23 protein-coding genes are annotated in these 24,557 nt (G+C 51.5%); 11 read left to right on the top strand and 12 right to left on the bottom strand.

From position 1 onward, the window contains the following. Positions 1-270 precede the first annotated feature (270 nt). The 6 genes from ACF8PK_RS12630 (at position 271) to hemB (ending at position 5,991) form a co-directional block, all read left to right on the top strand. Positions 271-846, top strand: coding sequence for a mechanosensitive ion channel domain-containing protein (locus ACF8PK_RS12630; RefSeq protein ID WP_158164601.1), 576 nt, complete (start codon positions 271-273; stop codon positions 844-846). Next, positions 843-2,192, top strand: coding sequence for a magnesium transporter (locus ACF8PK_RS12625; protein WP_004727063.1), 1,350 nt, complete (start codon positions 843-845; stop codon positions 2,190-2,192). The genes ACF8PK_RS12630 and ACF8PK_RS12625 overlap by 4 nt, the downstream gene beginning before the upstream one ends. Positions 2,193-2,540: 348 nt before the next feature. Next, the gene (locus ACF8PK_RS12620; protein ID WP_004727064.1) at positions 2,541-2,831 is read left to right on the top strand and encodes a co-chaperone GroES; all 291 of its coding nucleotides are present in this window, start codon (positions 2,541-2,543) and stop codon (positions 2,829-2,831) included. Positions 2,832-2,861: 30 nt separating this feature from the next. Beyond that, positions 2,862-4,454, top strand: coding sequence for a chaperonin GroEL (gene groL / locus ACF8PK_RS12615; RefSeq protein ID WP_392441615.1), 1,593 nt, complete (start codon positions 2,862-2,864; stop codon positions 4,452-4,454). 54 nt (positions 4,455-4,508) lie between these two features. Then, positions 4,509-4,724, top strand: a complete 216-nt coding sequence (locus ACF8PK_RS12610) for a hypothetical protein (protein ID WP_004727066.1) — start codon at positions 4,509-4,511, stop codon at positions 4,722-4,724. Between the two features lie 280 nt (positions 4,725-5,004). Continuing rightward, positions 5,005-5,991, top strand: a complete 987-nt coding sequence (hemB, locus tag ACF8PK_RS12605) for a porphobilinogen synthase (RefSeq protein WP_004727067.1) — start codon at positions 5,005-5,007, stop codon at positions 5,989-5,991. A gap of 112 nt (positions 5,992-6,103) precedes the next feature. Here the strand turns inward: hemB and ACF8PK_RS12600 are convergent, their stop codons facing one another. Further along, positions 6,104-7,051: a GGDEF domain-containing protein gene (locus ACF8PK_RS12600; RefSeq protein ID WP_392441613.1), complete on the bottom strand. Its 948-nt coding sequence runs from the start codon at positions 7,049-7,051 to the stop codon at positions 6,104-6,106. Between the two features lie 30 nt (positions 7,052-7,081). Then, positions 7,082-8,209 carry an HD domain-containing phosphohydrolase gene (locus tag ACF8PK_RS12595; protein WP_392441611.1) on the bottom strand — a complete coding sequence of 376 codons (1,128 nt, stop codon included), beginning with the start codon at positions 8,207-8,209 and terminating at the stop codon, positions 7,082-7,084. 364 nt (positions 8,210-8,573) lie between these two features. On the opposite strand from ACF8PK_RS12595, the gene ACF8PK_RS12590 reads away from it, so the two are divergent. Next, positions 8,574-9,293 carry a prephenate dehydratase domain-containing protein gene (locus tag ACF8PK_RS12590; protein ID WP_143679917.1) on the top strand — a complete coding sequence of 240 codons (720 nt, stop codon included), beginning with the start codon at positions 8,574-8,576 and terminating at the stop codon, positions 9,291-9,293. A gap of 90 nt (positions 9,294-9,383) precedes the next feature. Here ACF8PK_RS12590 and ACF8PK_RS12585 read toward each other — a convergent pair whose 3' ends face one another. Beyond that, entirely contained in the window at positions 9,384-10,355 is a 972-nt protein-coding gene (locus ACF8PK_RS12585; RefSeq protein ID WP_004727071.1) for a LysR substrate-binding domain-containing protein, read from the bottom strand. A gap of 92 nt (positions 10,356-10,447) precedes the next feature. On the opposite strand from ACF8PK_RS12585, the gene ACF8PK_RS12580 reads away from it, so the two are divergent. Further along, positions 10,448-11,026 carry a ribosome recycling factor family protein gene (locus ACF8PK_RS12580; RefSeq protein ID WP_392441608.1) on the top strand — a complete coding sequence of 193 codons (579 nt, stop codon included), beginning with the start codon at positions 10,448-10,450 and terminating at the stop codon, positions 11,024-11,026. 46 nt (positions 11,027-11,072) lie between these two features. Here the strand turns inward: ACF8PK_RS12580 and ACF8PK_RS12575 are convergent, their stop codons facing one another. The 5 genes from ACF8PK_RS12575 to ectA form a co-directional block, all read right to left on the bottom strand. Beyond that, positions 11,073-11,876: a Cof-type HAD-IIB family hydrolase gene (locus tag ACF8PK_RS12575; RefSeq protein WP_392441606.1), complete on the bottom strand. Its 804-nt coding sequence runs from the start codon at positions 11,874-11,876 to the stop codon at positions 11,073-11,075. 438 nt (positions 11,877-12,314) lie between these two features. After that, positions 12,315-13,751 carry an aspartate kinase gene (locus ACF8PK_RS12570; RefSeq protein ID WP_238824337.1) on the bottom strand — a complete coding sequence of 479 codons (1,437 nt, stop codon included), beginning with the start codon at positions 13,749-13,751 and terminating at the stop codon, positions 12,315-12,317. A gap of 83 nt (positions 13,752-13,834) precedes the next feature. Further along, complete coding sequence (locus tag ACF8PK_RS12565; RefSeq protein WP_004727076.1) at positions 13,835-14,227, bottom strand: ectoine synthase; 393 nt, start codon at positions 14,225-14,227, stop codon at positions 13,835-13,837. A 9-nt stretch (positions 14,228-14,236) separates the two neighbouring features. Beyond that, the gene (gene ectB / locus ACF8PK_RS12560) at positions 14,237-15,502 is read right to left on the bottom strand and encodes a diaminobutyrate--2-oxoglutarate transaminase (protein WP_055465780.1); all 1,266 of its coding nucleotides are present in this window, start codon (positions 15,500-15,502) and stop codon (positions 14,237-14,239) included. An 11-nt stretch (positions 15,503-15,513) separates the two neighbouring features. Continuing rightward, complete coding sequence (ectA, locus tag ACF8PK_RS12555; RefSeq protein WP_041943219.1) at positions 15,514-16,080, bottom strand: diaminobutyrate acetyltransferase; 567 nt, start codon at positions 16,078-16,080, stop codon at positions 15,514-15,516. A gap of 603 nt (positions 16,081-16,683) precedes the next feature. Here ectA and ACF8PK_RS12550 point away from each other — a divergent pair. Further along, on the top strand, positions 16,684-17,583 hold the full coding sequence (locus ACF8PK_RS12550; RefSeq protein ID WP_004727079.1) for a GyrI-like domain-containing protein: 900 nt from the start codon (positions 16,684-16,686) through the stop codon (positions 17,581-17,583). Between the two features lie 96 nt (positions 17,584-17,679). On the opposite strand, the gene ACF8PK_RS12545 is transcribed toward ACF8PK_RS12550, so the two are convergent. After that, on the bottom strand, positions 17,680-18,447 hold the full coding sequence (locus ACF8PK_RS12545; protein ID WP_392441604.1) for a TerC family protein: 768 nt from the start codon (positions 18,445-18,447) through the stop codon (positions 17,680-17,682). Between the two features lie 197 nt (positions 18,448-18,644). Continuing rightward, the gene (locus tag ACF8PK_RS12540) at positions 18,645-19,502 is read right to left on the bottom strand and encodes an AraC family transcriptional regulator (RefSeq protein WP_172562541.1); all 858 of its coding nucleotides are present in this window, start codon (positions 19,500-19,502) and stop codon (positions 18,645-18,647) included. Between the two features lie 97 nt (positions 19,503-19,599). Here ACF8PK_RS12540 and ACF8PK_RS12535 point away from each other — a divergent pair, with 97 nt between their 5' ends. Further along, a complete protein-coding gene (locus ACF8PK_RS12535; RefSeq protein WP_392441602.1) occupies positions 19,600-21,003 on the top strand; it encodes an MATE family efflux transporter in 1,404 nt (467 codons plus the stop codon). Positions 21,004-21,140: 137 nt separating this feature from the next. Here the strand turns inward: ACF8PK_RS12535 and ACF8PK_RS12530 are convergent, their stop codons facing one another. Together ACF8PK_RS12530 and phhA are read right to left on the bottom strand one after the other, a co-directional pair. Beyond that, on the bottom strand, positions 21,141-21,485 hold the full coding sequence (locus ACF8PK_RS12530) for a 4a-hydroxytetrahydrobiopterin dehydratase (RefSeq protein WP_158108390.1): 345 nt from the start codon (positions 21,483-21,485) through the stop codon (positions 21,141-21,143). After that, positions 21,478-22,269, bottom strand: a complete 792-nt coding sequence (phhA, locus tag ACF8PK_RS12525; RefSeq protein ID WP_158141722.1) for a phenylalanine 4-monooxygenase — start codon at positions 22,267-22,269, stop codon at positions 21,478-21,480. Before phhA ends, ACF8PK_RS12530 begins: the two co-directional genes overlap by 8 nt. 229 nt (positions 22,270-22,498) lie before the next feature. Here phhA and ACF8PK_RS12520 point away from each other — a divergent pair, with 229 nt between their 5' ends. Beyond that, positions 22,499-24,484 carry an acetoacetate--CoA ligase gene (locus ACF8PK_RS12520; protein WP_143679907.1) on the top strand — a complete coding sequence of 662 codons (1,986 nt, stop codon included), beginning with the start codon at positions 22,499-22,501 and terminating at the stop codon, positions 24,482-24,484. Positions 24,485-24,557 lie beyond the last annotated feature (73 nt).

The raw sequence follows: 24,557 nt of genomic DNA, 5'->3' as shown, positions 1-24,557 counted from the left end.
CTACGAATGGGCTTGCGGCGGATTAGTGACTCTTGTCACATATGAATATTGTTGCTTCTAACCCTTTATTAGTAATAAAAGCATCAATGCGTGATCCGTGTGCACTGAATTGCCTGAAAATCCGGTATTGCGCCGTGACGCAACATTGATCCCCTGATTCACCCACCCGCTTGCTGACGAAAGCAGCGCTTACGTGGGTTGTCACAGAAATCCGGTTGTAATTCACCGGTTTTCAGTTATTTTGAACAAAACCCTGTTTCTCACTATGTTATGGACTACATCGCCTTACTCAATTTAATGCAAGATTACTATCAGTGGCTGTTCACGCTGCTGATGCTGCTTCTCTATCCGAAAGTCGCCAAAGTGACGCTGCGTGTATTCGAAAAAACCGTGATTGGTCGCGACGACGTGCATCGCGTTAAACGCGCACGCTGGCTGATCAAAACCGCCCTGTTGGTTGCGCTGTTGATGACCCTCATGATCATGTGGGGGATTGAACTGCGCGGGTTGCTGGTCGTCGGTTCCTCCATTTTTGCGCTGCTGGGTGTGGGTTTGTTTGCCAGTTGGTCGCTGCTGAGTAACGTCACCTCGTTTTTTACCCTGTTTGTGCAGAACTATTGCCGCATCGGGTTATGGGTGCGCGTGGTCGACGGCGCGAACTTTGTCGAAGGCAAAATCATCGACATGACGTTTTTGAACGTGGTGCTAGAAACCCTAGATGGCAACCGCGTGCTGTATCCGAACAACTTGTTTATTGTTCGCCCAGTCATTGTCCTGAGTAAAGCGCCAGAAAAAGCCGCCAAGAAAGCCGAGAAAAAACAGTTACCGATTGGAGTCAAACGTTGAGCGAGTATCAAGATCTATCCCAACAAATTGAAGCGCTCGCCAAAGCCGAAAATGATGAGCAGCAGGTCTCGCTGCTAGGCGAAATGGTTGAAAATGGCTTGGATGAAGGCCCACTGGCGCTGATTCTCGAAGCGTTTCCCGTCGATGACCGTGTGCGTTTGTGGCGCAGCTTGCCACTGGAACTGCACATCGATGTATTGACCGAAATGCGCGCCGATGTGCGTGTGTCGATCATCAAAGCGCTGTCTGAAGTCGAACTGAAACTGACGCTGGCCAAACTCGACAACCTGTCGCTGATCGAGTGGGAAGACTCCCTGCCCGACGACATTGTCACCGAAGCGCTGCGCTTAATCAGCCGCGACGAGCTGGAACTGTACGATCAAGCCAACGAATTCAACGATGACGAAATCGGCCACTGGGCTGACCGAAAACTTTATACCCTGCCGTTTAGCATCAGCGTCAACCGCGCCAAGATCCTGCTCGATAAATACCATTTGGAATCGCCGCAATACATTTACCTCATCAACAAAGCCAAGAAATTTCGTGGTCTGGTGGCGTTTAGCGACATTCTGTTGGCCGAAGGCACCACACAGCTTAAAGCATTGAAGAAAGAAGATTTGGTGCTGATCAACGCGCATCAATCGCTGTCTGATGCGGTCGAAGCGTTGGAGCACGCCGTGTTGCCCATCGTTCCGGTGGTCAGCGATGACGATACCCTGATCGGCGAAATTGACTGGCACTTTGCACTGGGCACGCAACGTGAAATCTACGAATCGCGCTTGATGGCCGGTACCGGTATGGATGAAGGCGATGACCTGTTTGCGCCGGTAGTCCGCAGCTCCAAGCGCCGCGGCGTCTGGCTGGGCATCAACCTTTTGACCGCGATTCTGGCGTCGATGACTATCGGTTTATTTGAGAATGTGATTTCGCAAGTGGTGGCACTGGCGGTGCTGATGCCGATTGTCGCTTCCATGGGTGGTATTGCAGGGAGCCAAACGCTGACCTTGATGGTGCGTGCGATGGCGCTCAATCAGGTCACCACCGGGAACCGCTTTGCGCTATTGAAAAACGAATTGGGTATCGGCTCGATTAACGGCGTAGTGTGGGCGCTGATCATCGGTGGCGTGGCCGGATTATGGTTCCAATCCACCCTGATTGGCTGCACCATCTCGCTCGCGATTGTGGTCAACATCATCACCGCCGCGCTGTTTGGCGTGCTGATTCCGATCATCCTCGATAAATTTAAGCTCGATCCGGCTTTGGCAGGTTCGGTGATCCTCACCACCGTCACCGACGTGGTTGGCTTTTTCGCCTTCCTCGGCACGGCGAGTTTGGTCATGCTGTAATCCTGACGCCTCGCTTCGCGGGGCGTTTTTTTTTTCGCGGGCGTTGTTGTTCCCGGTCGTTTTTTACTGTCACTTTTTTCACGGACACTTGTTTTTGCTGTCACTTTTTTCACGGATATAGAGCGCCCCAACTGCACGTTTTCGGCCAAAAATTTTTTTAAAAAATTTTATTTTTCCCCTCTTGAAGTTCAATTTTTTTACCCTATTTATATCCACGAGCGGCAGTGATGCCACACCGTATCTGGGTTCGCTCTCCTTTCTCGCGTTGGACACCCCAGCGCACCGCGACCCCATATACGTTTGTCTTTTATTTTCGATGAAAACGATTTTAAGTAGGAGGCACTCCCAATGAACATTCGTCCTTTACATGACAAATTGATTGTTGAGCGACTTGAGGTCGACAACACATCTGAGGGCGGAATCGTACTGACATCCAAATCGGCGCAAAAATCAAACCGCGGCAAAGTGCTGGCGGTCGGTCAAGGCCGTCTGCTCGACAGCGGCGAACGAGCGGCGATGGCAGTCAAAGTGAATGACCACATCATCTTCCACGATGGGTATGGTGTGAAAACCGAGAAAATAGACGGGCATGACTACCTCATCCTGTCTGAATCAGACGTATTGGCGATTATTGAATAATTTTGTTGTGAGTTTTTAAGGAGAGACACCATGACAGCAAAAGACGTTTTATTCTCTAACGACGCTCGACAAAAAATGCTCACCGGGGTGAACTTGTTGGCCAATGCCGTGAAAGTCACGCTCGGTCCCAAAGGGCGCAATGTGGTGCTGGATAAATCTTTCGGCGCACCGACCATCACCAAAGATGGGGTTTCCGTGGCCAAAGAGATCGAACTGGAAGACAAGTTCGAGAACATGGGCGCGCAAATGCTCAAACAAGTAGCGTCCAAAGCCAACGATGAAGCAGGCGATGGCACCACCACCGCGACCGTATTAGCGCAATCGCTCATCAACGAAGGCCTCAAAGCTGTGGCAGCGGGTATGAACCCGATGGATCTCAAACGCGGTATCGACAAAGCCGTCGAAGCCGCAGTCGACAAACTACAGCACATGGCCCAACCATGCAGCGACAAACACGCCATCACCCAAGTGGGCAGCATTTCAGCCAACAGCGATCGCGCGATTGGTGAAATCATTGCTGAGGCGATGGAAAAAGTGGGTCGCAATGGCGTCATCACCGTGGAAGAAGGTCAGGCGCTGCAAAACGAATTGTCAGTGGTCGAAGGCATGCAGTTTGATCGCGGCTACCTATCGCCCTACTTCATCACCGACGCCGAGTCCGGCGTGGTTGAATTGGACAACCCGTACATCCTGTTGGTCGATAAGAAAATCAACAACATTCGCGAACTGATCCCGCTCTTAGAAGCCGTCGCGAAAGCCGCTCGTTCGCTGCTGATCATTGCCGAAGATGTAGAAGGCGAAGCCTTGGCAACATTGGTGGTAAACAGCATGCGCGGCATTGTCAAAGCCGCTGCGGTGAAAGCGCCGGGCTTTGGTGACCATCGCAAAGCGATGCTGGAAGACATTGCCGTGCTCACCGCAGGCCGTGTGATCGCGGAAGAGATTGGCCTTGAACTGGAGAAAGCGACGCTCGACGATCTCGGCAGCGCGAAAAAAGTCACCATCAACAAAGACACCACCACCATCGTCGATGGCGCAGCAGATGAGCGTGCAATTCACGATCGCGTGGCGCAGATCCAGCACCAGTTGGACAACACCACGTCACAATATGATCGCGACAAGTTGCAACAGCGCATTGCCAAACTGTCTGGCGGCGTAGCGGTGATCAAGATTGGCGCGGCAACTGAAGTCGAGATGAAAGAGAAGAAAGATCGCGTGGACGATGCGCTGCACGCCACTCGCGCAGCCGTCGAAGAAGGCATCGTGGCTGGCGGCGGTGTGGCGCTGACCAAAATTGCCAAATCGCTCAGCGATCTGCAAGGTGACAACGATGATCAAAACGTCGGCATTCGCGTCGCGCTGCGTGCGATGGAAGAACCGTTGCGTCAAATCGCCATCAACGCGGGTGACGAAGGGTCTGTTGTCGCCAACGCCGTGAAAGCAGGCGATGACCACTACGGTTACAACGCGGCGACGGGTGAATACGGCAACATGATTGAACTGGGTATTCTTGACCCGGCGAAAGTCACTCGTTCTGCATTGCAATATGCCGCCAGTGTCGCAGGCCTGATGATCACCACCGAAGCGATGGTGACAGACGCGCCCAAAGCGCCTGAGGCTTAATCGTGAAATAGATTGAGGGGGCATCCCCCTCCCCCTCAATCAAGTGAGGTGAAGATGAAACAGTATCCAGCGTTGCATTTAGAAATTGCCGAAACTGCCGCCGGGCCGGGCTCCCCCACCTGGCCTGCGGTGCAGAATTTCCCTCGTATTCACCGTGACGCAATCTTCTCGCTGCCGCCAGCGCGCGTGTCCCCCGCTCAGCCCCGTATCTGGGTGATCACGTTCGATCTGGCCAAGCTTGCGGAGCTGATTCACCGCACACTTCACTGATCGCCCTCCCTGACCCGCCTCGCGCGGGTCAGTTTTTATCGCCGCGTTGACACCATGTAAAGTTCATCGAACAACCTCGCATGCAGTCAATATCCAGATAACACTACACATTCATCCCTCAGCCGTTACTATGTAGGGGCTTTCTGCAACCTCGTTGCCTTTCAAGCACTCCTTGTTGCCAATCCGTCATGAAGACACGCTCAATGCCGCCGAAGGATTCCGCCGCTCAGGCACTGTGGCTATTGGCATGATCCAGACAATAAAAAAGAAGGTGTCTCCAATGGAAAGTCAGTCTCATCAAGTATTAATGAAACGTCCACGCCGCCTGCGCGCGCATCAACACATTCGTCACATGGTGCAGGAAACCCAGCTCAACAAGAGCGATTTGATTCAACCCATTTTTGTCGAAGAGGGCATTGACGCGCCCGTCGCGATTGACGCGCTGCCCGGCGTGTGCCGTATTCCAGAATCCCACATCGCTGATGAAGTGACGGCGCTGTATGAACTCGGCATTCGCTACGTGATGCCATTTGGCATTTCGCATCACAAAGATGAGTGTGGCTCCGACACATGGCACGACAACGGCTTGCTCAGTCGCATGATCAAAGCGATCAAAACCGCATGCCCCGACATGATTGTGATCCCCGACATCTGTTTTTGTGAATACACCACGCATGGCCATTGCGGTGTGGTGCACGACGGGTCAGTCGATAACGACAAAACTGTTGAGAACCTCGTGAAGCAGTCTGTTGCAGCAGCGAAAGCAGGCGCAGACATGTTGGCGCCATCTGCAATGATGGATGGTCAGGTCGGCGCGATTCGCCGTGGCCTCGATGCGGCAGGGTTCCCGAACGTGAGCATCATGGCGCACGCGATCAAATTTGCCTCCGCATTCTATGGCCCATTCCGCTCCGCGGTAGAATGCACGCTGGAAGGCAACCGCGATACCTATCAAGCTGATCCGCATAATGGCCGCCAAGCCTTGGTTGAAGCGGCATTGGATGAAGAAGAAGGCGCAGATATTCTGATGGTGAAACCCGGCACGCCGTATCTGGATGTGCTGAAATCGCTCAGCGACAACACGCGCCTGCCACTGGCGGTGTATCAAGTCAGCGGTGAATACGCGATTTTGAAAACAGCGGCGCAAGCTGGCCTGTTAGATGAGAAACGCGCGGTATTGGAAACCATGATTGGCTTTAAACGCGCTGGCGCGAGTGTGATTGTCACCTACTACGCGAAAGAGCTGGCGCAGTGGCTGAGTGAATAATTCCGTCATCAACCGATTGCCCGTCACCGTGACGGGCAATGTTTTAATAACGATGTTTTGATCGTGATACTTTAATAACAATACTTTGATAACGGTCCTGGGATAACAATGCTTAGGCGCTGACCCAGCGAACACCATTCTTCCCGCTGCGTTTCACTTGATACATGGCTTCATCTGCCCGTTCATAAAGGGTGTCAAAGTCATGCTGCCCCGGCGCAAATTCGCACACACCAATACTCAACCCAATCTGCGCTTTGCCATTTTCCAGCACCACCGGATCGGCGACCTGAGTCAGTAACTGATCGGTCAATGTATTCAGCGCCTGCGTTTCTTCTTGCTCGCACAACAGAACAAACTCATCACCACCAAGACGCGCAATCACCGACTGTGGCGGCGCAAACTGCTTCAACCATTCTGCCACGACCACCAACACCGCATCGCCCGCTTTATGACCGAGATGATCGTTGACCGTCTTGAAGTTATCGATGTCGATAAACACCATCGCCGCCAGCGATTCGGACTTAGCGTGATTGATGCGGTTAAATTCACTGTGCAGCGCTTTGCGATTGAGCAGATTGGTGAGCGGATCTTGACGCGCCAAACGCGACAATTCCTGCTCGTAGCGTTTTTCGTTGGTGATATCGATGTGCGTACCCATGATGCGCAGCGGCGAACCATCCTCGGCGTATTCAACGATACGGCCACGATCCGACACCCAACTGTGACTGCCATCTTTGTGCAGCATGCGATGCACCACCTGATAGGTATCCGCGCGGCCTCGCAGATGATCCTCAAGCGCACCGACGGCGAGATCGTAATCGTCCGGATGCAATTTGCTTTTCCACGTTTCAACATTGGCTTCCAACTCGTTGGGTTGAAAGCCAAGCATTTTGCCCCACTCCATGTTGAATATGCGCAGGCGCCCCGTCGGGACATGTTGTTCCCACAAGCAGAGCCCAGTGCCATCCAACGCGGCATTGAGCTTCTCTTCTAAGCGCTGCTTGTCACGAGTGAGCTGCGCTACCTGTTGTTCCAGCAGTGTGATGCGATCTTGTTCCATGCTCTTGTTTGGGTGTCACTCTCCGAACCCTTAGTCTGCCACAGTTTCCGGTTGCGCCGCATCCTCGAATTGATGACGAATATGCAACATGCTATCGAGATGCTCAAGAAAGCAATCCAACAAAAGCGGATCGAAATGCTTTGCACGATTCTCGCGCAGGTATGCCACCACCTCAGCAACGCTCCAAGCCCGTTTGTAAGGGCGCGTCGATAGCAACGCATCAAATACATCACAAATCGCCACAATGCGCCCTTCCAGCGGGATCTCTTCTCCCGCCAGCCCCGCCGGATACCCGGAACCGTCCCACTTTTCATGGTGCGTGAGCGAAATACGGCGCGCCATACGAATCAGCTCGGATTTGTTGTCGGGAATGATGTCACCGCCAATGGCCGGGTGTTGCTGCATCAATTTCCACTCATCCGCATCGAGTTTGCCCGGCTTGAGTAAAATCTCATCCGGCACACCAATTTTACCCACATCGTGCAGCGGGCTGGCGATTTGAATCATCTTGCACCAGTGCGCCGGTTGCCCCAGCGCTTTCGCCAGTTCAAAGCTCATGCGGCTGATGCGTTTAATGTGTTCGCCAGTTTCGTTGTCACGAAATTCACCCGCTTTGGCAAGGGCAAAATTGAGTTCGTAAGCCAGCTCTTCCAGCTCAAAACAGGCGGTATCGTAATACACCGCGGTGGCGAGTCCTAAATCCAAAAAGATGGCACGATTGAGCGCCGACATGTAACGATGAATGTTGTCGATGTTGGGGGCGAGCGATTGGTAGACCACGCGCGCCAATTGACTCATCACAATGCAATACGCGCCAGAATACACCTTAAAATCGATGCCGAGCCGTTGATGGGTTTGACCAATGCGAATGGTCGCGTTGTAGTAATCCACGCCAAAGTGACCGCGAAACACATAAAGCATCAAGTGGTCACGCAAATGCCCACGGGCGCGCACGATTGATTGTTCGTTTTGGTAAAATTGCGCCGTTTCCGGACAACTGCCGAGATGATCGTACACAAACGCCAACACCTCATCGATGTTGCGTTCCATAATCCAGTAATACTCGCGCAGTGCATCCACCGTTTGCTGATCAATGGCCAAATACGATGCCCATCGACGAATCGCATTGCCTGGATCCGAGCCAAAAGCCACTTCCATAATCCACCTGACTATTTTTCATTGTAATTATTCGTATGTGCTGCACAAAAACCATACTTTTTGTGCAGTTAATGTACGGATATAACAAAACCGTCTGCGCTCTTAAAGAGCCGCATCGACCAAGTCCTTATTTTTTATAAGAGTATTTGCACAGGTTCACATTATGATTGGAATCGACTTCACACGTTTCATTTTGTTCGTGCCACAAGTTCGACGTCTGCTTCGTCGCGCAAAGACAAGGTCAAGGAAGCCCGATTGCGTGAAGCGAGATCGGCCTTTGTCAAAAAAATGTTGCAATAATGCTTCTCGGCCGAATGATTAAATAATAAGCTCTAAGTTCCATATAATAATAAGGAGATTTATCGTGAGACGATTGGTATCCCCCTTCTTCCTCAGTTCGGCTTTATTGGCATTTTCAGGGTTCGCTTGTGCAGCCAACCACATTTACGTTCAAGCGTCGAAAGGCAGTTTTAACGATGCCGCGATCAGCAAACTATTTGAGCAACAACCGGCTCTCAAAGCGGACGTTGATTTTTCCGGCACACCACTCAATACCTTCATGCAGGCCGATTTAAATGATGGCTTGGCCTTTAGTGCGGTGGAAAATTCTACCATCAATGGTCGCTTGGTTCAGGCCACGGTTGAGGCGCTACAACAATACAAAGTGGTCGCGGTGAAAGCATTTATTGCCACACCGATTGAAATGTGTGTGCTAATGAACACGCACGATGTCGAGGCCAAACGCTCGATTGCCTTGATCGCGTCACACCCTGCGGCGCTCAAGCAGATTGATACTTGGAAACATCACTTGAAAGCGAAAGAACTCGCCGTGCCAGAAGGCACCGCCGCCGCCGCGCAGCGTGTATCCAATGGTGAAATGCCCGATGGCACCGCCGCTATTGGCGCGTGTGTGCTGGAAAAAGTCTACCCCAATCTGGTGGTGGTGGAACAAGGCGTACAGGACAACAAGAACAATAAAACGTCATTCTTGTTGATGGATGTGGAGAAACGAATCTCGCCGATTGGGGAAAGCGACGCGCGCAAAGAACTCGAAAGCGCGATTGAAAAAGGCCAGTTACTGTAAGTTTCACAAAGAGGACAGTTTCGGGAAGACATACCGACTGCACGCGGTATGTCTTCAATGACCATGAGGGGGCGGAAAAGAAGCTGCGCGTTACTGATAAGTCATCAGATCGCGATCATCAAACCATTTGGTCAGTTCTGCACGCGGCAGATGGGAGGTATTTTGAATCACATTTTTGGTTAAATGCGGCGCAAATTTCTCAATAAAGTCATACATGTACTGCTGCAAATAGGTGTTTTTGTTGTAACACAACCAAGCGTAACAATCCGGCACCAACCCTTCCAGCGAACGCACCGTAATCGAGTCACTTAGCGCGTGTGTCGCCACTGATGCGATGATGCCGATGCCCACCCCTAAACTCACATACTCTTTGATCACTTCCGCATCCATCGCCGTGACGATGTATTTCGGTGTCAGACCTTTTTGCTTGAACGCATCATCAATCGCGCCGCGCCCGGTCGACTTGAGTTCGTAACTGATGAGTTTTTCCTGCGCCAACTGCTCGAGCGTGATGTTCTCTGCTGTCGCCAACGGATGGTTGGACGGCACAATCAGCGCCAGTGACCATTTGTAAGCGGGCAGCACAGCTAAATCCATCTGCTCATCGACGTCCTGCGCCACAATCGAGAAATCGTACGGGCCAGAAGGCAGCGTATTGCCACGGGTTTCCGGCTCAATCGTCCCCATGTGCAGCGACACTTTCGGGTATTTTTTCATAAAGAAGTGCACCGTTTCCGGCAACAGGAACTTCGCAATCGCATTGGTGGTGTAGACATTCACTCGTCCCATATCTGGCGAGGTCACACTGGCCGAGAGCGCTTTGATACGTTCTTCAATTTCCAGCATTTTGCTGGCTTCACGAATGATTTGGCTGCCGATTTCGGTTGCGCCGGAAAGGTGTTTGCCTTGGCGCTCAAAAATCTGCACACCCAGCTCATCTTCCAGCAACGCAACTTGCTTACTGATCCCCGGCTGAGAGGTGAATAATTTGTCTGACGTTAACGAGATATTGTATCCATTCCGCTGGATCTCGCGGATATAGCGCAGTTGCTGTAGCTTCATTGTGTACTCCTAGGTCACAAAATGATTGCATAACAATCACTTAAATGAGCCATTAGTTATACAGGATTCGACGAGTTCGAGCTAGTCTAACAATGAATAAAAAGCGCGCCCATCACGCGCGCATGCAACACTGCCACCGCTCGATTCACCAAACGGCAAAAGGGCGATTCCGCGCAGAGACGATTTGCTTTAAGATCCAAATCGTTCACGCTCACCACGCTTCGGTCACACACCAACCGCAGCCACACCGTCATGAGGAATCCACCCGTTTGGTCACCAAAGTCTCTGATTCGATGCTGACAATTGCCCTGCCTTCGCTGATCCATCGCATTGGTCGCGAGCACGCCACCGCTTTACAAGCGTTTGCTACTGAGCACCGCTGCACCCTCAAACGGGTACGCCGCTCGCGCAACTGGCAATGTCAGGGCGAGCCGGAAGATATGCTGTTGCTGCTGCGTACCATTCAAGCGAGTGAGATGGCGTTGTCGGTGTCGTTTGTGGTGACCAAACTCGAATCAGGCATTCAGCCGTATCGACAAGACACGCTCAGTGAACGACTGGCGCATTTCGTGCGGGAGAATCCGGCGATGACGTTGGCCGAATTGATGGAAAAAACGGGCTGTACCGTGGCTCAAGCCAGAGCGGCGCGCGAAGCGCAAGAAGCGTGGTAAACCAGCACATGCATCGACGACTGGTTTACCTGAACGTGGTCAAAGATTAAGCTTCGCTCAGCAGCGCTTTGATGATGGTCAGCACACCGCCGTCACGGTTACTTGGCGCGCGGAAGCGGGCGTACGTTTTCACCTGCTCATGCGCGTTCTCGACCGCGTACGAGTAGTAGCTGGCTTGCAACATTTCAACATCGTTGAAGTAGTCGCCAAACGTCATGGTTTCCTGCTCGGTAAAGTGGAACTTCGCTTGTAACTGCTTAATGGCCGTGCCTTTTGATGCTTCGGCATTCATGATATCCAACCAGATTTTCGCACTCACCACCACTTTATGGCTGTCACCAAATTTCGCGTTGATGCTTGGGTAAACCCATTGTTCCGTGCCATCAAAATGACAAATCGCCACTTTAATGAAATCGTCCTCAACCGATAGTAGGTCCGACACCGACTCGCAGCGATGGTAGTACTTTTGAATTTCTTCCATCGCCTGTGGATCTTGGGTTTCAATATAAGCGGAGCGCTTACCACACAACACCACGTGCGTACCTGCAATGCTTCTTGCGGCATTGATGATGTCGGCAATCGCGGCTTTGTCGATCGTGCTGCTGTATAGCTCTTCACCTTTGTACATCACCAAGGTGCCGTTTTCAGCGATAAACATGATGCGATCCTGAATTTCCGCAAAGGTATCCAGCAAGCTGTAATACTGGCGACCAGACGCCGCAGCGAACAAAATGCCGCGTTCATCCAACTGTTTGTGCAGGGCGAAAAATTCTGGGTCGAGCTGGCCTTTCTCGTCGAGAAGCGTGCCATCCATATCGGTGGCGATGAATTTAATAATGCGTTGTGACATAAAATGAAAACTCATAGATTCAAAAATGCGTGGGCTGGGCCATCCTACCATATTCCGTCGCGGCTTATTTAGTTTGCTGTCAGAATGCATGAGAATCCGATTCAACCGACACAGCCATTCGGCTGGCGTGATCATTTACGCGATTAAAACTCAAAAATAATTGTAATAAACTCAAAAAATGTTTAGTTTGAAGACAGATTTATTTGAGGAAGTGTCATTATGAGCTTTAAACAAGCCTACCTGTTTTACCTAACTTGCGCCGCCACCATCAGCTTTGGTTTTTCGTTTCTGGTGCTTTACCTAGCAATCAACAGCTAAGTATCCAATCGCTAAACATCGCTGAACACGATAAGTATTAAAAAGCCGCTGCAGAGACGATCTGCGGCGGCTTTATTTTTGGCTTGAAGAGACCACCTGACGTGGCTTTAAGAAACAACGTTATGCGGCTTTCACCGATTTGGCATTCGTCGCGCTTGGGCGAACTTTTTCACGAATGAGCGCTTCGTGTAGCGCGCAAATCGCGCTGTTGTAATCACTGTCTTCAACCACAAATTGCACGTTCACATTGCGCATCGAAGAGTGCGCCGCCATCGGATTCACATTCAGTTCCGCCAAAGCATGCATGCCGCGCGCTAACGCTTGGTTGGTGTTGATGTTCGCACCAATGGCTGAAATCAGCGCCACCATTTTCCCGGAGATCGACGCGTTCGGGTAACGCTTCTCTGCTTTGTACAACACCTGATTGAGGTTATCGCTGGTGCCGCTTAAAAAGTACGTCATCGAGTTGGCATTCATCTCTTTTCCAACCAAATGCACTTTGGCTTCAGCGATGATTTCCATCAAGTCATAGCTCACATTGTCGACTTTACCGACCATGCTCTGATCAAACATGTGCAGCGCAAACACCTTGTTGCGCCCGGCAATGATTTCAACCTTATTGTCTTCCGGTTGATGATGATTGGAAATCAGCGTGCCCGGGTGGTCGGGTTCAAAGGTATTTTTCACCCGCAACTCAATGCCCTGATTGCGCAGACCCGCTGCCGCATTGGGGTGAATCGCTTCCATGCCGAGGTTGGCCAGTTGATCGGCCACATCAAAGTTGGTCAGCCCCATGGGGCGTACTTTCTCTGGCCCCACGACGCGTGGGTCGGCCGAGCTGAGGTGATACTCTTTATGAATGATCGCTTGGTCCGCATGCGTCAGCGCAGCAATGCGGCTAAACGTCATCTCGCTGTATCCACGATCGTAAGTTTTCATCAAGCCTTCATCGCAATAGGCATAGCCCGTCACGATCGGCAGCTCTGTCGAAACATCAATCTCATCAAAAGCACGCAGAATCACCTCATCCAGACGACCTTGCGTGCCTTCGTTCCACCCCGACAGGTCGACAAATCGCGCATTGATGCCGAGCGTTTTCAATTTCAGAGTCGTGTTGTACGCACTGTGCGCTTCACCAATCGACGACAGAAACTCGCGAATTTGGGGTAGATAATGACGCAATGAAAACTGCCCGTATTGGCAGGTTTCAAGAATATTGTTGATGCAGTTCACTGCTTCAGAAATGCGGGAACGAATGAACTTATCGGCGCGAATCCGACTCATGGGATCGGCAAACAAGTGTTCATTAGTCAGCAACATACGCTGTTCCAGCTCGTACATTGCATCCGTCCAACTGTCGTCGCGTTTCGCGATCATTTGATAAATGCCGGGCTTGCCAGTGCGTTTGCACTCCAGCAGCGCATCGGTCATGCCCGAGTAAGCCGACACAACAAACACGCGGTCGTACGGATGGCTCGGTTTAAGCAGAATATTATCAAGGACCGCGTCAAACGCAGTCATGGAAGTACCACCGATCTTTTCTACGGTGTAAGACATGGGGTCTCCTCGTTATTTTAAATTTACAGGGTGTGGCTTGCGTCAGGTTGCCAGCAGGCGCCAGCAACCTCAGTCAGCCTGCACTAATCGGCGATGGGGTAAACGCCGTTTTCATCGTGCACTTCCGCCCCTGTCAGCGGCGGGTTAAACACGCACGCCATGACCATATCGGCACCTTTGTAGGCGCGCAGGTAATGTTCATCGTGTTTATCCAAGATGTAGAGCGTTCCCGGTTTAATCGGGTAAGTTTCACCACCCACCACAGCAATTTCGCCCTCACCGGACATGCAGTAAACGGATTCCAGATGGTTTTGGTAGTGAATATGGGTTTCAGTGCCTTTGTAGATGGTCGTGATGTGGAATGAAAAGCCCATCTGATCGTCTTTGAGCAACATGCGGACGCTTTCCCACGTTCCGGTTTCAGCAACGATACGGCGTTCGCTTTGGCGACATTCATCCAAGGTTCTTACAATCATGACTCTTCCTTATGAGGCTTTTTTAATGAATTGAGGGGCGATGTGTTCCACCGCGCGTTCGAAAATGGTCAGGCCTTGTTCCAGCTCAGCTTCACTGATGGTTAGCGGGCAGAAAAACTTCACCACTTCATCATTCGGGCCGGCGGTTTCAATCACCATGCCTTGACGAAAACATTCGCGGGCAATTTTTTCTGCGATGTCGCCATGTTGACAGGCGATCCCTTGCATCAGGCCACGTCCTTTAAGACGCGTAAACAGCTCGGGGAAGCGGCGCAATGCGGTTTGAATCGTGCGCGTGACTTGCTGCGCTCGCTCTTGAATATGCTGAGCAAAATCATCGGTCGCCCAATAGGTTTCCAGCGCTTTCGCTGCTGTCACAAACGCGTGGTTGTTGCCACGGAATGTGCCGTTGTGCTCACCCGGTTTCCACTGATCCAACTCGGGCTTAAACAGCACCACCGCCAGCGGTAAACCGTAACCGCCGATCGATTTCGACAGCGTCACGATGTCGGGTTCAATCCCGGCAGGTTCAAAACTAAAGAAGGTGCCCGTACGGCCACAACCGGCCTGAATGTCATCGACAATCACCAGCACGCCATGTGCTTTACACAGCTTACTCAGGCGTTGCAGCCACTCATTGGATGCGGCGTTCAAACCGCCTTCCCCTTGCACCGCTTCCACCAAAACTGCGGCTGGCTTATCCAAGCCAGACGAGTTGTCGTTCAGCATGGTTTCAAACAGCGCAAGGCCATCGATATCGGCATAGCCGTCATACGGCAAACGCGTGACGCCAGAAAGGCCAAGCCCCGCACCACCGCGATGATGCTGGTTCCCCGTCGCCGCCAATGCGCCGTAAGAACAGCCGTGAAATCCGTTGGTGAAGGCCACAATATTGCCGCGTCCGGTGACTTTCCGTGCCAGCTTCATGGCCGCTTCAACGGCGTTGGTGCCGGTTGGACCCGTGAATTGCACTTTGTAATTCAGGCCGCGAGGTTCAAAGATGTAGGTTTGCAACGCATGCAGGAATTCCGCTTTCGCTTCCGAATGCATGTCCAGACCGTGCGTGATGCCATCTTTGTCGATGTACTCAAGCAGTGCTTGTTTAAAAATGGCGTTGTTATGGCCATAGTTCAGCGAGCCAGCGCCCGCCAGAAAATCGAGGTAAGCATCACCATCTTTGGTATACAGCCAGCTTCCTTTTGCGGTGGAAAACACCACAGGGAAATGGTTGGCATAAGATTGAACGTTTGATTCTTTCTTCTTAAAGATATCCATAACGATGGGATTTATCCTTTTCGGTTGGTTCGTGGATTAAGGGGGATTCGGTACAGGTATTCGGTGTCGTGCTCGCCATCAAAATGGCGGGTTTCATCAAGAAACGTCGACACTTCACCCCGTTCACCGTGGGCCCGATCCAATTTCTTAAACAGGCTCCAAGAGCCGTTGTTGTCTCGGGTAATGGTGGTTTCCAACACGTCAATGTCGGTCAACTCATCGCGAGTTAATAACTCGTTCAGCATATGGAAAGCCAGACCCATTCCGCGTGCGTTTTCATGCACCGCGACTTGCCAAATAAACAGTTCGCCCGGTTTATCCGGCTTGCGATAGGCTGAAACGAAACCCACCATGTCGCCATTGCGCTCGGCGACCACACAGGTACTTTGAAAGTGAGTGGATTGCAGGAAGTTACAGTAAGCGGAGTTCTCATCCAGCGGCGAGCACTGAGACACTAACTCATGTACGCGCTTGCCATCCGTTCGATTGGGAGTTCGGAACGTCCACTCTTCCTGAGCGTTGTGCATAATTTCAGGGTATGCAACCCATGGTGCTGCTGTAATCATTGTCTGCCACATATCAATTCAATTAGAACTCTAAACAAATTCCTTTTATAAACTAACAGCTCAAATGATTATTTCAACCCCACGATATAAAAAATAATAATGGATAATTCAATAAAACCATCCTAATCAATCGATTAGCCCATGTAATTTAATATATCGGACACAACAAAAATAGTTAGACATGTAATCAAAATGACAATCACATAACAATACGATGTCAAAGTGATTAAGTTACATTGCTATCACTAGCAATTTGAACGCAATTCGCATTTTGCATTCGCATAATGCAATTGATTGAGCAAAAATAGGGCTTAAATCGACCAAAATCGTTCAATATATAGTCAAAACAGTGCTCTGAAAGTTGGCACATATACTGCATTATATTAGTCGACCCTTATTAAGCCGAGGGTCACCTAGCCAACTGACGTTGTTAGTGAATACATTTTGTTCACACTATATATCAGCCAATCGTGCTCATTACGATTGGCTATTTTTTTTGCCTGCAATTCGCGATTGAGATCGTGGCTGAGAGCTTTGGCACACTTCTTAACACAGCGCTTTACCTCCTCAATTTCCACAGTAAAGTAAACACGTCAATGACCATCAGAATTGCCCATGAAAACGGACTATCAAAAACGCTTACTGCCCGTCATTCGCTTTCTCGAAACGAACTTCGATCAGCCCTTTAATTTGGAAGCGGTCGCGCGTATGGCGTGTCTCTCCCCTTATCATTTTCATCGTATTTTTAAGGCGGTGGTTGGCGAAACGCTCAACGACTATCTGCGCCGTTTGAGAATGGAAAAAGCCGCCAACCAGCTATTTTATAAAAAGAAAACGGTGGTTGAAGTGGCTTTGTCTATGGGCTTTTCCAGCTCGCAGGCGTTTGCCAAAGCGTTCAAACAACATTTTGGCCTGACCGCCAGCCAGGTGCGTGAATGCGACAATTTGGAGGCGTTTACCCTGTTGCTGAAAAATAGCAAGATAGGACACACATTGCGCAAGGATGGACACGCGTTCGATGCGCCGGGCACGTATCATGACCAAACATTGAACACAAGGAGTCAGCACATGGAGCTACACACTTTTGAACCCAGCGGTTTGGCATTCGTGCGCGTAACCGGGCCGTATGGCGAAAACTACGATCCCGCCATTGGCACGTTGTATGGTTGGGCAGGCCCGGCCGGATTGGCGCACCACACATCAATTTTCATTTATCACGATAACCCAGAGCTCACGCCCGCCGACAAATGTCGTACCGACATCTGCCTGCAAGTGCCCACAGGCACCGACGTACCAGCGCATATCGAATACACTGAGTTTACGGGTGGGAAGTACGCGACGATTCGCCGCACCGTGACGGACAAATCTCAATATGTGCAGTATTGGAATGAGTTGATGGAGAACGTGGTTGAACAAGGCCTCGATTGCGACGATCGGCCGTGCTTTGAGCTGTATCACGACTGCAACTTAGAAACGGGCGTCGCCGATGTGAGTTTCTGCACCGCCATTCGCTAGCTTCATCCATCACGCTGTTTAGAAACCATCAGGGGAAGCCAACGCTTCCCCTTTTTTGATGTTTGTTCTGTCGAATTGCCATTGATGTTGCCGGGCTTACCGCAGCAACACCTGACGTCCGTCCATGCGCAGTGGTCGCACGCGCTGAATGCTCAGTGCCTGTTTTTTCTTCCACTGAATGTGGCACAGCTCCATTACCAAACCAAACGCCATGGCAAAGTAGACGTAGCCTTTGTTGATATGCAGTTCAAACCCTTCAGCCATCAACAGGCCGCCCAGCAATACCAAGAATAACAGTGCCAAGGTTTTGAAACCGGGGTAACGGCTGACCAAGGCGTTAATCTTGGCAGCGGTTAACATCATGATCACCGCAGAGACCAGAATGGCCGCTACCATCACCGGAATATCGTTGGTCAAACCGACGGCCGTGATCACCGAGTCCATCGAGAACACCGCATCCACCGCCACAATTTGCAGCAGCACCACCGTCAACCCAGCGCTCACGTTGGCACGGGCATGTTGCTCGACTTCAGTTAGCCAAGACCACAGCTCTTTCGCCGCTTTGACAAGCAGAAAGGCGCCGCCGCCAATCAAAATGAAATCGCGACCGGAGAATGCGTTCCCCAAAACCGTCACGATAGGGCTGGTCAAAGACATCACCCAACTGATCGAAAACACCAAACCGATTCGCGCGGTCACGGCCAGCGCAATACCTAAATTGCGCGCCAGTGCTCGCTGATGCAGCGGCAAGCGTTCACACAGTACGGAGATAAACACCACGTTGTCGACACCCAATACCACTTCCAATGCCAGTAGTGTGGCGAAGATGGCCCAGGTTTCAGGTTGGAGAAATAGTTCTAACACGCGGCCTCCTGAGAAAAGGAAGCGGAGTTAAGGGAAAAAAGAAGTGAAGTTGGTCGCCTTAAGGGGTCGTCCATTCGTTGTTATAACCTCTATGACTTAGGAGGCATCAGTAAATCATTGCGCCCTTTGTTGAGCAAGATCTCCATTTGTAACAAGCTGTAAAACAGCCTATTTTCGGCATGCTGCGGCGTGGGAAATTATAGTTTGGCGCCGTTTTGATACTCATAACGATGCTGGCGGGGCGTTTTTCCGCTCCAGCGTTTAAAGCGTGTACTGAAGTTGGCACTGTTAGGGTAGCCCACCATTTCGCCGATATGTTGCACCGACCAATCAGATCGCGCCAGCAAACGAGCAGCGTACTCCATGCGCAGCCGCGTCAAGTGCGCTTTGGGGCTGTGATGATAGTAAGTTTGACTCAAACGATGCAGGTGCGGCACGGAACACGGCACCAAGGCCGCCAGTTGTTCCACGCTCCATTCACGATGCAGTTGCTTTTGCACCTGCTCAAACGCGCGATTCAATCGCACTGCCATGCGTGGCTGAGGATGGGGCGTCGGGGAATTCAACAACACGTTGATTTGTGCAACCGCGTATTGGGCGATAGTTTTGCCGAGTTCGGCTGGCAACGACAGGGTACGCACCAAGGTTTGCGTACAGGAAAAAATCACATCGGTCACGGGCGTCAGATCGTAGCGAATTGTCGCATCAACCACACAGGGCCAATCGCGCTGGGGTGACAAAAACAGCCACGCCAATTGCCAATCTTCTTCTTCAATACCAAAGCCATTCTCAACGCCCGCAGGCACCACGATCATCGAACCAGGCTCCAACACATAACGCTCTTGCCCGCTTTGCAACCAACCTTTGCCCTTCACGGTAAACAGCAACATGTGTTGCCCGGGTGACTTCCGATACACGCTAAAAGCCTCGCGACAGGTGGCCAACCCACACTGAACAATGCCGCTCTGCTCAAGGTGCAACGCATGCTCCTGATCGATCACCTGATGGGTGGTTTGATCGGAAATTCGATAATGTTCTTGCGTGTCCTGAATCATGAGAGTTTGGCAAATATTTGGGATGGAATTGAACAATACAAAGGAACGCGCAGCCCCTACACTGACAGCGTTCATTTCTTCGAGTGAGATCGCACCCATGTTGGCCTCTTTTCATCATCTGGATCGCCCGTTCTGGCAAAAACTGATCAGCATTGGCGTACCCGTGTCCATGCAATCCATGCTGTTTTCACTGCTGGGTGTGGTGGATATTTTTATGGTCAGCCAACTGGGTGAAGCCGCCACCGCCGCCGTTGGGGTGGGTAACCGAATCTTCTTTTTCAACTTGATCGTCATTGTCGGCGCGAGCGGCGCAGTAAGCGTGTTGGCGTCGCAATACTTTGGCTCGGGTAATCTCGATGGCGTGCGCCGCACACTCGCCCAATCGTGGGTGGTCGCCCTTGGATTCACGCTGCCATTTATGGCGCTGTATCTGATATCGCCACAATCGGTGGTGTCGATGATTGCCTCAGACCCCGAATACATCGCTTTAGCGACCGATTACTTGTGGGTCACCGGGGCCAGTTTGTTCTGCACTGCCTTGGTGGTGCCGGTTGAGGGCGTGCTGCGTTCGGTTGGCGAAGCCAAACTGCCAACCCGCGTCAGCATCATTGCCATCATCATCAATGCAATCCTCAACACACTGCTGATCTTCGGCCTGTTCGGTTTCCCTGAACTGGGCGTTTTGGGCGCGGGAATTGGAACCTCGGTTTCTCGCGTGTGCCAGACCGCCATGTTGTTTTATGCGTTGCACCGCCGTTACCCGCATCTGCTGCCGACACGAACACATTGGCAGCAAGCGAAGCTGCGCCTACACCGCGTACGCTACTACAAAGTTGCGTGGCCGATGATTGTGCACGACACGGGTTGGGCCGTGGGCATTCTGGCGTATAACGTGATTGTCGGTCAGTTGGGCGTATCAGAGCTGGCGATCATCTCATTGCTTTCACCGATAGAAAGCGTGTTGATATCGGCGTTTATGGGATTTGCGGTCGCTGCCTCAATCATTTTAGGCAATGAGATTGGCGCTCAGAATTATCAACGCGTCGAGAACACCGCGTGGTGGTACGTGATTACGAGCTGCGTGCTGGCGTTGCTGTTGGCGCTACTTTGCTATCTCGCCAAACCAGCGCTGGCATGGCTCATCAGCCATAGCCCGCTGGAAGATTCAGCCATGGCATTGAATGTGTGTTTGGTGATGGCATTTGGCATGGTGCTGCGCGTGTTCAACATGGTTGGCATTGGCGGCGTGCTGAAAAGCGGCGGCGATATTCGCTACAGCATTTTTATTGATCTGTTCGGCCAATGGGCCATTGGGATTCCGCTCGCTTACTTCACCGGTTTGGTGCTCGGGTGGCCGCTGCACTGGGTGTTGATGGCAATTTGGCTGGAAGAGGTCGCCAAGATTTTCCTGACCACGCAGCGCATTCACTCCAAACGCTGGATCAACAACCTGATTGGCGACAGTGAATCACCATCGCTCATCGCGCAGCAAGCGAAATGAAAACAGCCTGACGCGCAACAACGTTCGCGCGTCAGGCGTAACTGAACATGGCTGAGGTCGTGATTGGCATCGACCGTGACTGGCGCCGACCTCGATGAGAACCGATGCCGTGTAAAAACTACTTACTCGCAGTCCAATTATGACGACGCGGACGCAGTCACGCGGTCACACTTGGCAGCGCAAATGAAATCATTTTTGTGCAGCCCTTTGATTGAATGGCTCCACCACGTCACGGTCACTTTTCCCCACTCAAGCACGATGCTGGGATGGTGGAATTCGTCTTCAGCAAGCTGAGCAATCTGATTGGCGAATGCCCAAGCCAGCTTGAAATTCTTAAAGCGATACGCTTTTTCCAATTGTGGAATGCCGTCGCGGTGGATCAGCGCCCAGCCTTCAAGTTCGCTTAACAGCGTTTGCTGTTCGTCCTGAGTTAACGCCATCGCATCGGCGCTGCACGCTTCGCAACGTAATTCATCAAGCATGTGTTTCTTCCTTCGGGGTAAATAAAGGGGGCAGCAGTCCTGCCGCCATGGCCTGTTCAACATGGCCCATCAGATCGGTCTGACTGAGCTGATACAACTGGCGAATATCGTCCAAGACGTAGTACACCGGCTGCATGATATCAATGCGGTACGGAGTGCGCAGGACGTTGTGCACGTTGAAACGCTCCCGTGTCGGAATGGGGCTATCGAGCGAATAGATTGTTTCGCCCGGCGACGAAAGAATCCCGCCTCCATAGATTTTGGTGTGATTTCCCTCGTTCACCAACCCAAACTCCACCGTAAACCAGTAGAGACGCGCCAGATAAGCCCGCTGCTGCGGTGTGGCGTTTTTGCCCAGTTGCCCATAAGTATGGGTGAACGCAGCAAAATCGGGATGCGTTAACATGGCGCAATGGCCGAAGATCTCATGGAAGAAATCCGGTTCTTGCAAGTAATCAAACTCCTCACGGCGGCGCAAAAACGTCGCGACGGGGAATTGCTTCTCTGCCAGCAGCGCAAAGAAGCGATCAAAATTGATCAGTGCTGGCACAGGTGACACTTGCCATCCCGTTTCTCGCAGCAACACGCGATTAATTTCCGGCAATTGCGGCACGTGGTCGAGGGGCAGATTGAGCATCTCCAACCCATCAAGGTAAGCCTGACAAGCACGCGAACGAATGACCGATTGTTGGCGCACAACCAAGTCGTGCCAAATGGCATCTTCCTCGGGATCCCAATCGACAAATCCTTTGTGATTCACTGGTTTGGAATGATACGTCGTCATCACCCCATCTCCTTAACAACCTCGTTACATTAAGCCTATCGCCTTCGATTTTGGCTGCCAATGATCCGCTCTGAATACCCGCACAAAGCAGTGTAACATTTTATTTACATTCGTTATTTTTTTGCTTATATATCAGCGATCTGATCATTGGCCGCAGGTTTGACTTTACGGGAAAATGGTCAAAACTTGATGCATTGCAGAAAAAAGAAAACCAATCATCGAGGATGTTATGTCAAACGCCACGCCCCTTTGGACGCCCAGTCAGGACCGAATCAACGCTTCCAACCTGCAGCAGTTTCTTCGTCACATCAACATGCAAGGCGAAGCGTTTGAGAGTTATGACCAACTGCACCGGTGGTCGGTGGCCGACAAGAAAAAATTCTGGCTCGAGGTGTGGCAATTTTGCGATGTAATTGGGTATTGCGGCGACTGCATTCATGGCGAAGGGATCGCGCGCTGGGATGAGTTTGAACCCGCCAGAGACACCATTTGGTTTCCTCAGGCGCAGCTCAATTACGCAGAGAATTTACTCTCTTATGCCTATCAGCAACCCGATGGGGTGGCCATTTGGTTTAAAAACGAAAACGGCCAAAGCCGCAAGCTGACTTGGCAGCAAGTGTGCGATCAAGTCTCCATCGTTCAGCAATGGTTAACCCAAAACGGCGTGGGCCGCGGCGATGTGGTCGCTGGCTATCTGCCCTATCTGCCCGAAAGCGTGATTGCCATGTTGGCGACCACCAGTCTAGGCGCAATTTGGACGTCAACCTCGCCTGATTTTGGCGTCGAAAGCGTGGTGGAACGCTTTGGTCAGGTGCAACCGAAAATTCTGTTTTGCTGTAATGGCTACCGCTTCGGCGGCAAAAACCATGTGATGGAAGAACGCAACGCCAGCATTGTCGCGGCGATCCCGTCGATCGAAAATACCTGTCAAATCGAATACCTTCAGCAGCGCAGTTACAGCCAAGATTTCAACGATAGTTTTTCTGACTGGCCAGCGATCCTCGCCAGCTATTTGCCGCGCGGCATTGAGTTTGAACGCGTGGGGTTTAACGATCCGCTGTTTATCCTCTACTCCTCCGGCACCACTGGCCAACCCAAATGCATCGCGCATTCCGTCGGCGGCACGGTGCTAAACCACCTCAAAGAGCATCAACTGCACTGCGATATTCAACCGGGCGATCGGGTCTTTTATTACACCACATGCGGCTGGATGATGTGGAATTGGCACGTGTCCGCGCTGGCAAGTGGCGCAACCTTAGTGATTTATGACGGCAGCCCGATGTACCCACAGCCGGGCGTGTTGTGGGAGTTGGCTCAAGAAACCCAAATGACGCTGTTTGGCACATCAGCCAAATACATTGAAGCGTTGCAAAAAAGTCACTTCTCGCCCAGTGACTTCTACGATTTAAGCGCTCTGAAAACAATTTGTTCGACGGGCTCGGTGCTCTACCCCGAGCAATTTGAGTACGTCTACGCCGACATTAAAGCCGATTTACATTTGGCATCTATTTCGGGTGGTACCGATATTTGTGGCTGCTTTGTGTTAGGAAACCCAATCTCGCCGGTCTACCGCGGTGAATGTCAGGGCGCAGGGCTTGGCCTCGACGTGGCGGTGTACAACGACGCCGGCATTGCCGTGAGCCAACAGCGCGGCGAACTGGTGTGTCGCAACAGTTTTCCCAACCAACCGATTGGCTTTTGGCATGATGATGGCGAACGCTATCACCACGCGTATTGGGACAAGTACCCCGGTGTTTGGCATCATGGTGATGAAATTGAATGGACAGCGCAACGCGGTTATCGCTTTTATGGACGCAGTGACACCACGCTCAATCCGGGCGGCGTTCGGATCGGCACGGCGGAAATTTATCAACAAGTCAATCAGTTAGATGAAATCGTCGATTCGATTGCGGTCGGTCAAAAACAGGGCAATGACGAAGCCATCGTGCTGTTTGTGCAGTTGGATAGCAAAACCTTTTTAACCGATGAGCTGAAAGAAAAGATTCGTAAAACCCTGCGCGCCCACTGCTCGCCGCGCCACGTGCCAGCGTCCATTTATCCCATCAGTGAGGTGCCGCGCACCAAATCGGGCAAGTTGGTTGAACTGGCGGTCAAGCAGACTTTGCAAGGCCAACCGGTGAAGAATATTGGCGCTATTGCCAACCCGATGGTGTTACAAGAAATAGAGCAGCTGTTTGAAAAGCATGAGGTTTAGCCACCAACATGCACATAAACATGAACGATACTTCATGCTGGCGTGAGCAATTTTCATTACTGTATTTTTCTTC

Origin of the sequence: Vibrio sp. CJQ_6, assembly GCF_043106745.1 — a bacterium.
Taxonomy (GTDB): Bacteria; Pseudomonadota; Gammaproteobacteria; order Enterobacterales; family Vibrionaceae; genus Vibrio; species Vibrio furnissii.
This window is presented reverse-complemented; position numbering and strand designations above follow the sequence as displayed.

What these genes read in the sequence shown, in the direction of transcription:
- ACF8PK_RS12585 (WP_004727071.1), bottom strand. Translation starts at nt 10,355, where the DNA reads ATGAAGCTACAGCAACTGCGCTATATCCGCGAGATCCAGCGGAATGGA.
- ACF8PK_RS12610 (WP_004727066.1), top strand. Translation starts at nt 4,509, where the DNA reads ATGAAACAGTATCCAGCGTTGCATTTAGAAATTGCCGAAACTGCCGCC.
- ectB (WP_055465780.1), bottom strand. Translation starts at nt 15,502, where the DNA reads ATGGATATCTTTAAGAAGAAAGAATCAAACGTTCAATCTTATGCCAAC.
- hemB (WP_004727067.1), top strand. Translation starts at nt 5,005, where the DNA reads ATGGAAAGTCAGTCTCATCAAGTATTAATGAAACGTCCACGCCGCCTG.
- ACF8PK_RS12620 (WP_004727064.1), top strand. Translation starts at nt 2,541, where the DNA reads ATGAACATTCGTCCTTTACATGACAAATTGATTGTTGAGCGACTTGAG.
- ACF8PK_RS12630 (WP_158164601.1), top strand. Translation starts at nt 271, where the DNA reads ATGGACTACATCGCCTTACTCAATTTAATGCAAGATTACTATCAGTGG.
- ACF8PK_RS12595 (WP_392441611.1), bottom strand. Translation starts at nt 8,209, where the DNA reads ATGGAAGTGGCTTTTGGCTCGGATCCAGGCAATGCGATTCGTCGATGG.
- ACF8PK_RS12535 (WP_392441602.1), top strand. Translation starts at nt 19,600, where the DNA reads ATGTTGGCCTCTTTTCATCATCTGGATCGCCCGTTCTGGCAAAAACTG.
- ACF8PK_RS12530 (WP_158108390.1), bottom strand. Translation starts at nt 21,485, where the DNA reads ATGCTTGATGAATTACGTTGCGAAGCGTGCAGCGCCGATGCGATGGCG.
- ACF8PK_RS12600 (WP_392441613.1), bottom strand. Translation starts at nt 7,051, where the DNA reads ATGGAACAAGATCGCATCACACTGCTGGAACAACAGGTAGCGCAGCTC.
- ACF8PK_RS12540 (WP_172562541.1), bottom strand. Translation starts at nt 19,502, where the DNA reads ATGATTCAGGACACGCAAGAACATTATCGAATTTCCGATCAAACCACC.
- groL (WP_392441615.1), top strand. Translation starts at nt 2,862, where the DNA reads ATGACAGCAAAAGACGTTTTATTCTCTAACGACGCTCGACAAAAAATG.
- ACF8PK_RS12550 (WP_004727079.1), top strand. Translation starts at nt 16,684, where the DNA reads ATGAAAACGGACTATCAAAAACGCTTACTGCCCGTCATTCGCTTTCTC.
- phhA (WP_158141722.1), bottom strand. Translation starts at nt 22,269, where the DNA reads ATGACGACGTATCATTCCAAACCAGTGAATCACAAAGGATTTGTCGAT.
- ACF8PK_RS12575 (WP_392441606.1), bottom strand. Translation starts at nt 11,876, where the DNA reads ATGTCACAACGCATTATTAAATTCATCGCCACCGATATGGATGGCACG.
- ACF8PK_RS12565 (WP_004727076.1), bottom strand. Translation starts at nt 14,227, where the DNA reads ATGATTGTAAGAACCTTGGATGAATGTCGCCAAAGCGAACGCCGTATC.
- ACF8PK_RS12580 (WP_392441608.1), top strand. Translation starts at nt 10,448, where the DNA reads ATGAATAAAAAGCGCGCCCATCACGCGCGCATGCAACACTGCCACCGC.
- ectA (WP_041943219.1), bottom strand. Translation starts at nt 16,080, where the DNA reads ATGTGGCAGACAATGATTACAGCAGCACCATGGGTTGCATACCCTGAA.
- ACF8PK_RS12520 (WP_143679907.1), top strand. Translation starts at nt 22,499, where the DNA reads ATGTCAAACGCCACGCCCCTTTGGACGCCCAGTCAGGACCGAATCAAC.
- ACF8PK_RS12570 (WP_238824337.1), bottom strand. Translation starts at nt 13,751, where the DNA reads ATGTCTTACACCGTAGAAAAGATCGGTGGTACTTCCATGACTGCGTTT.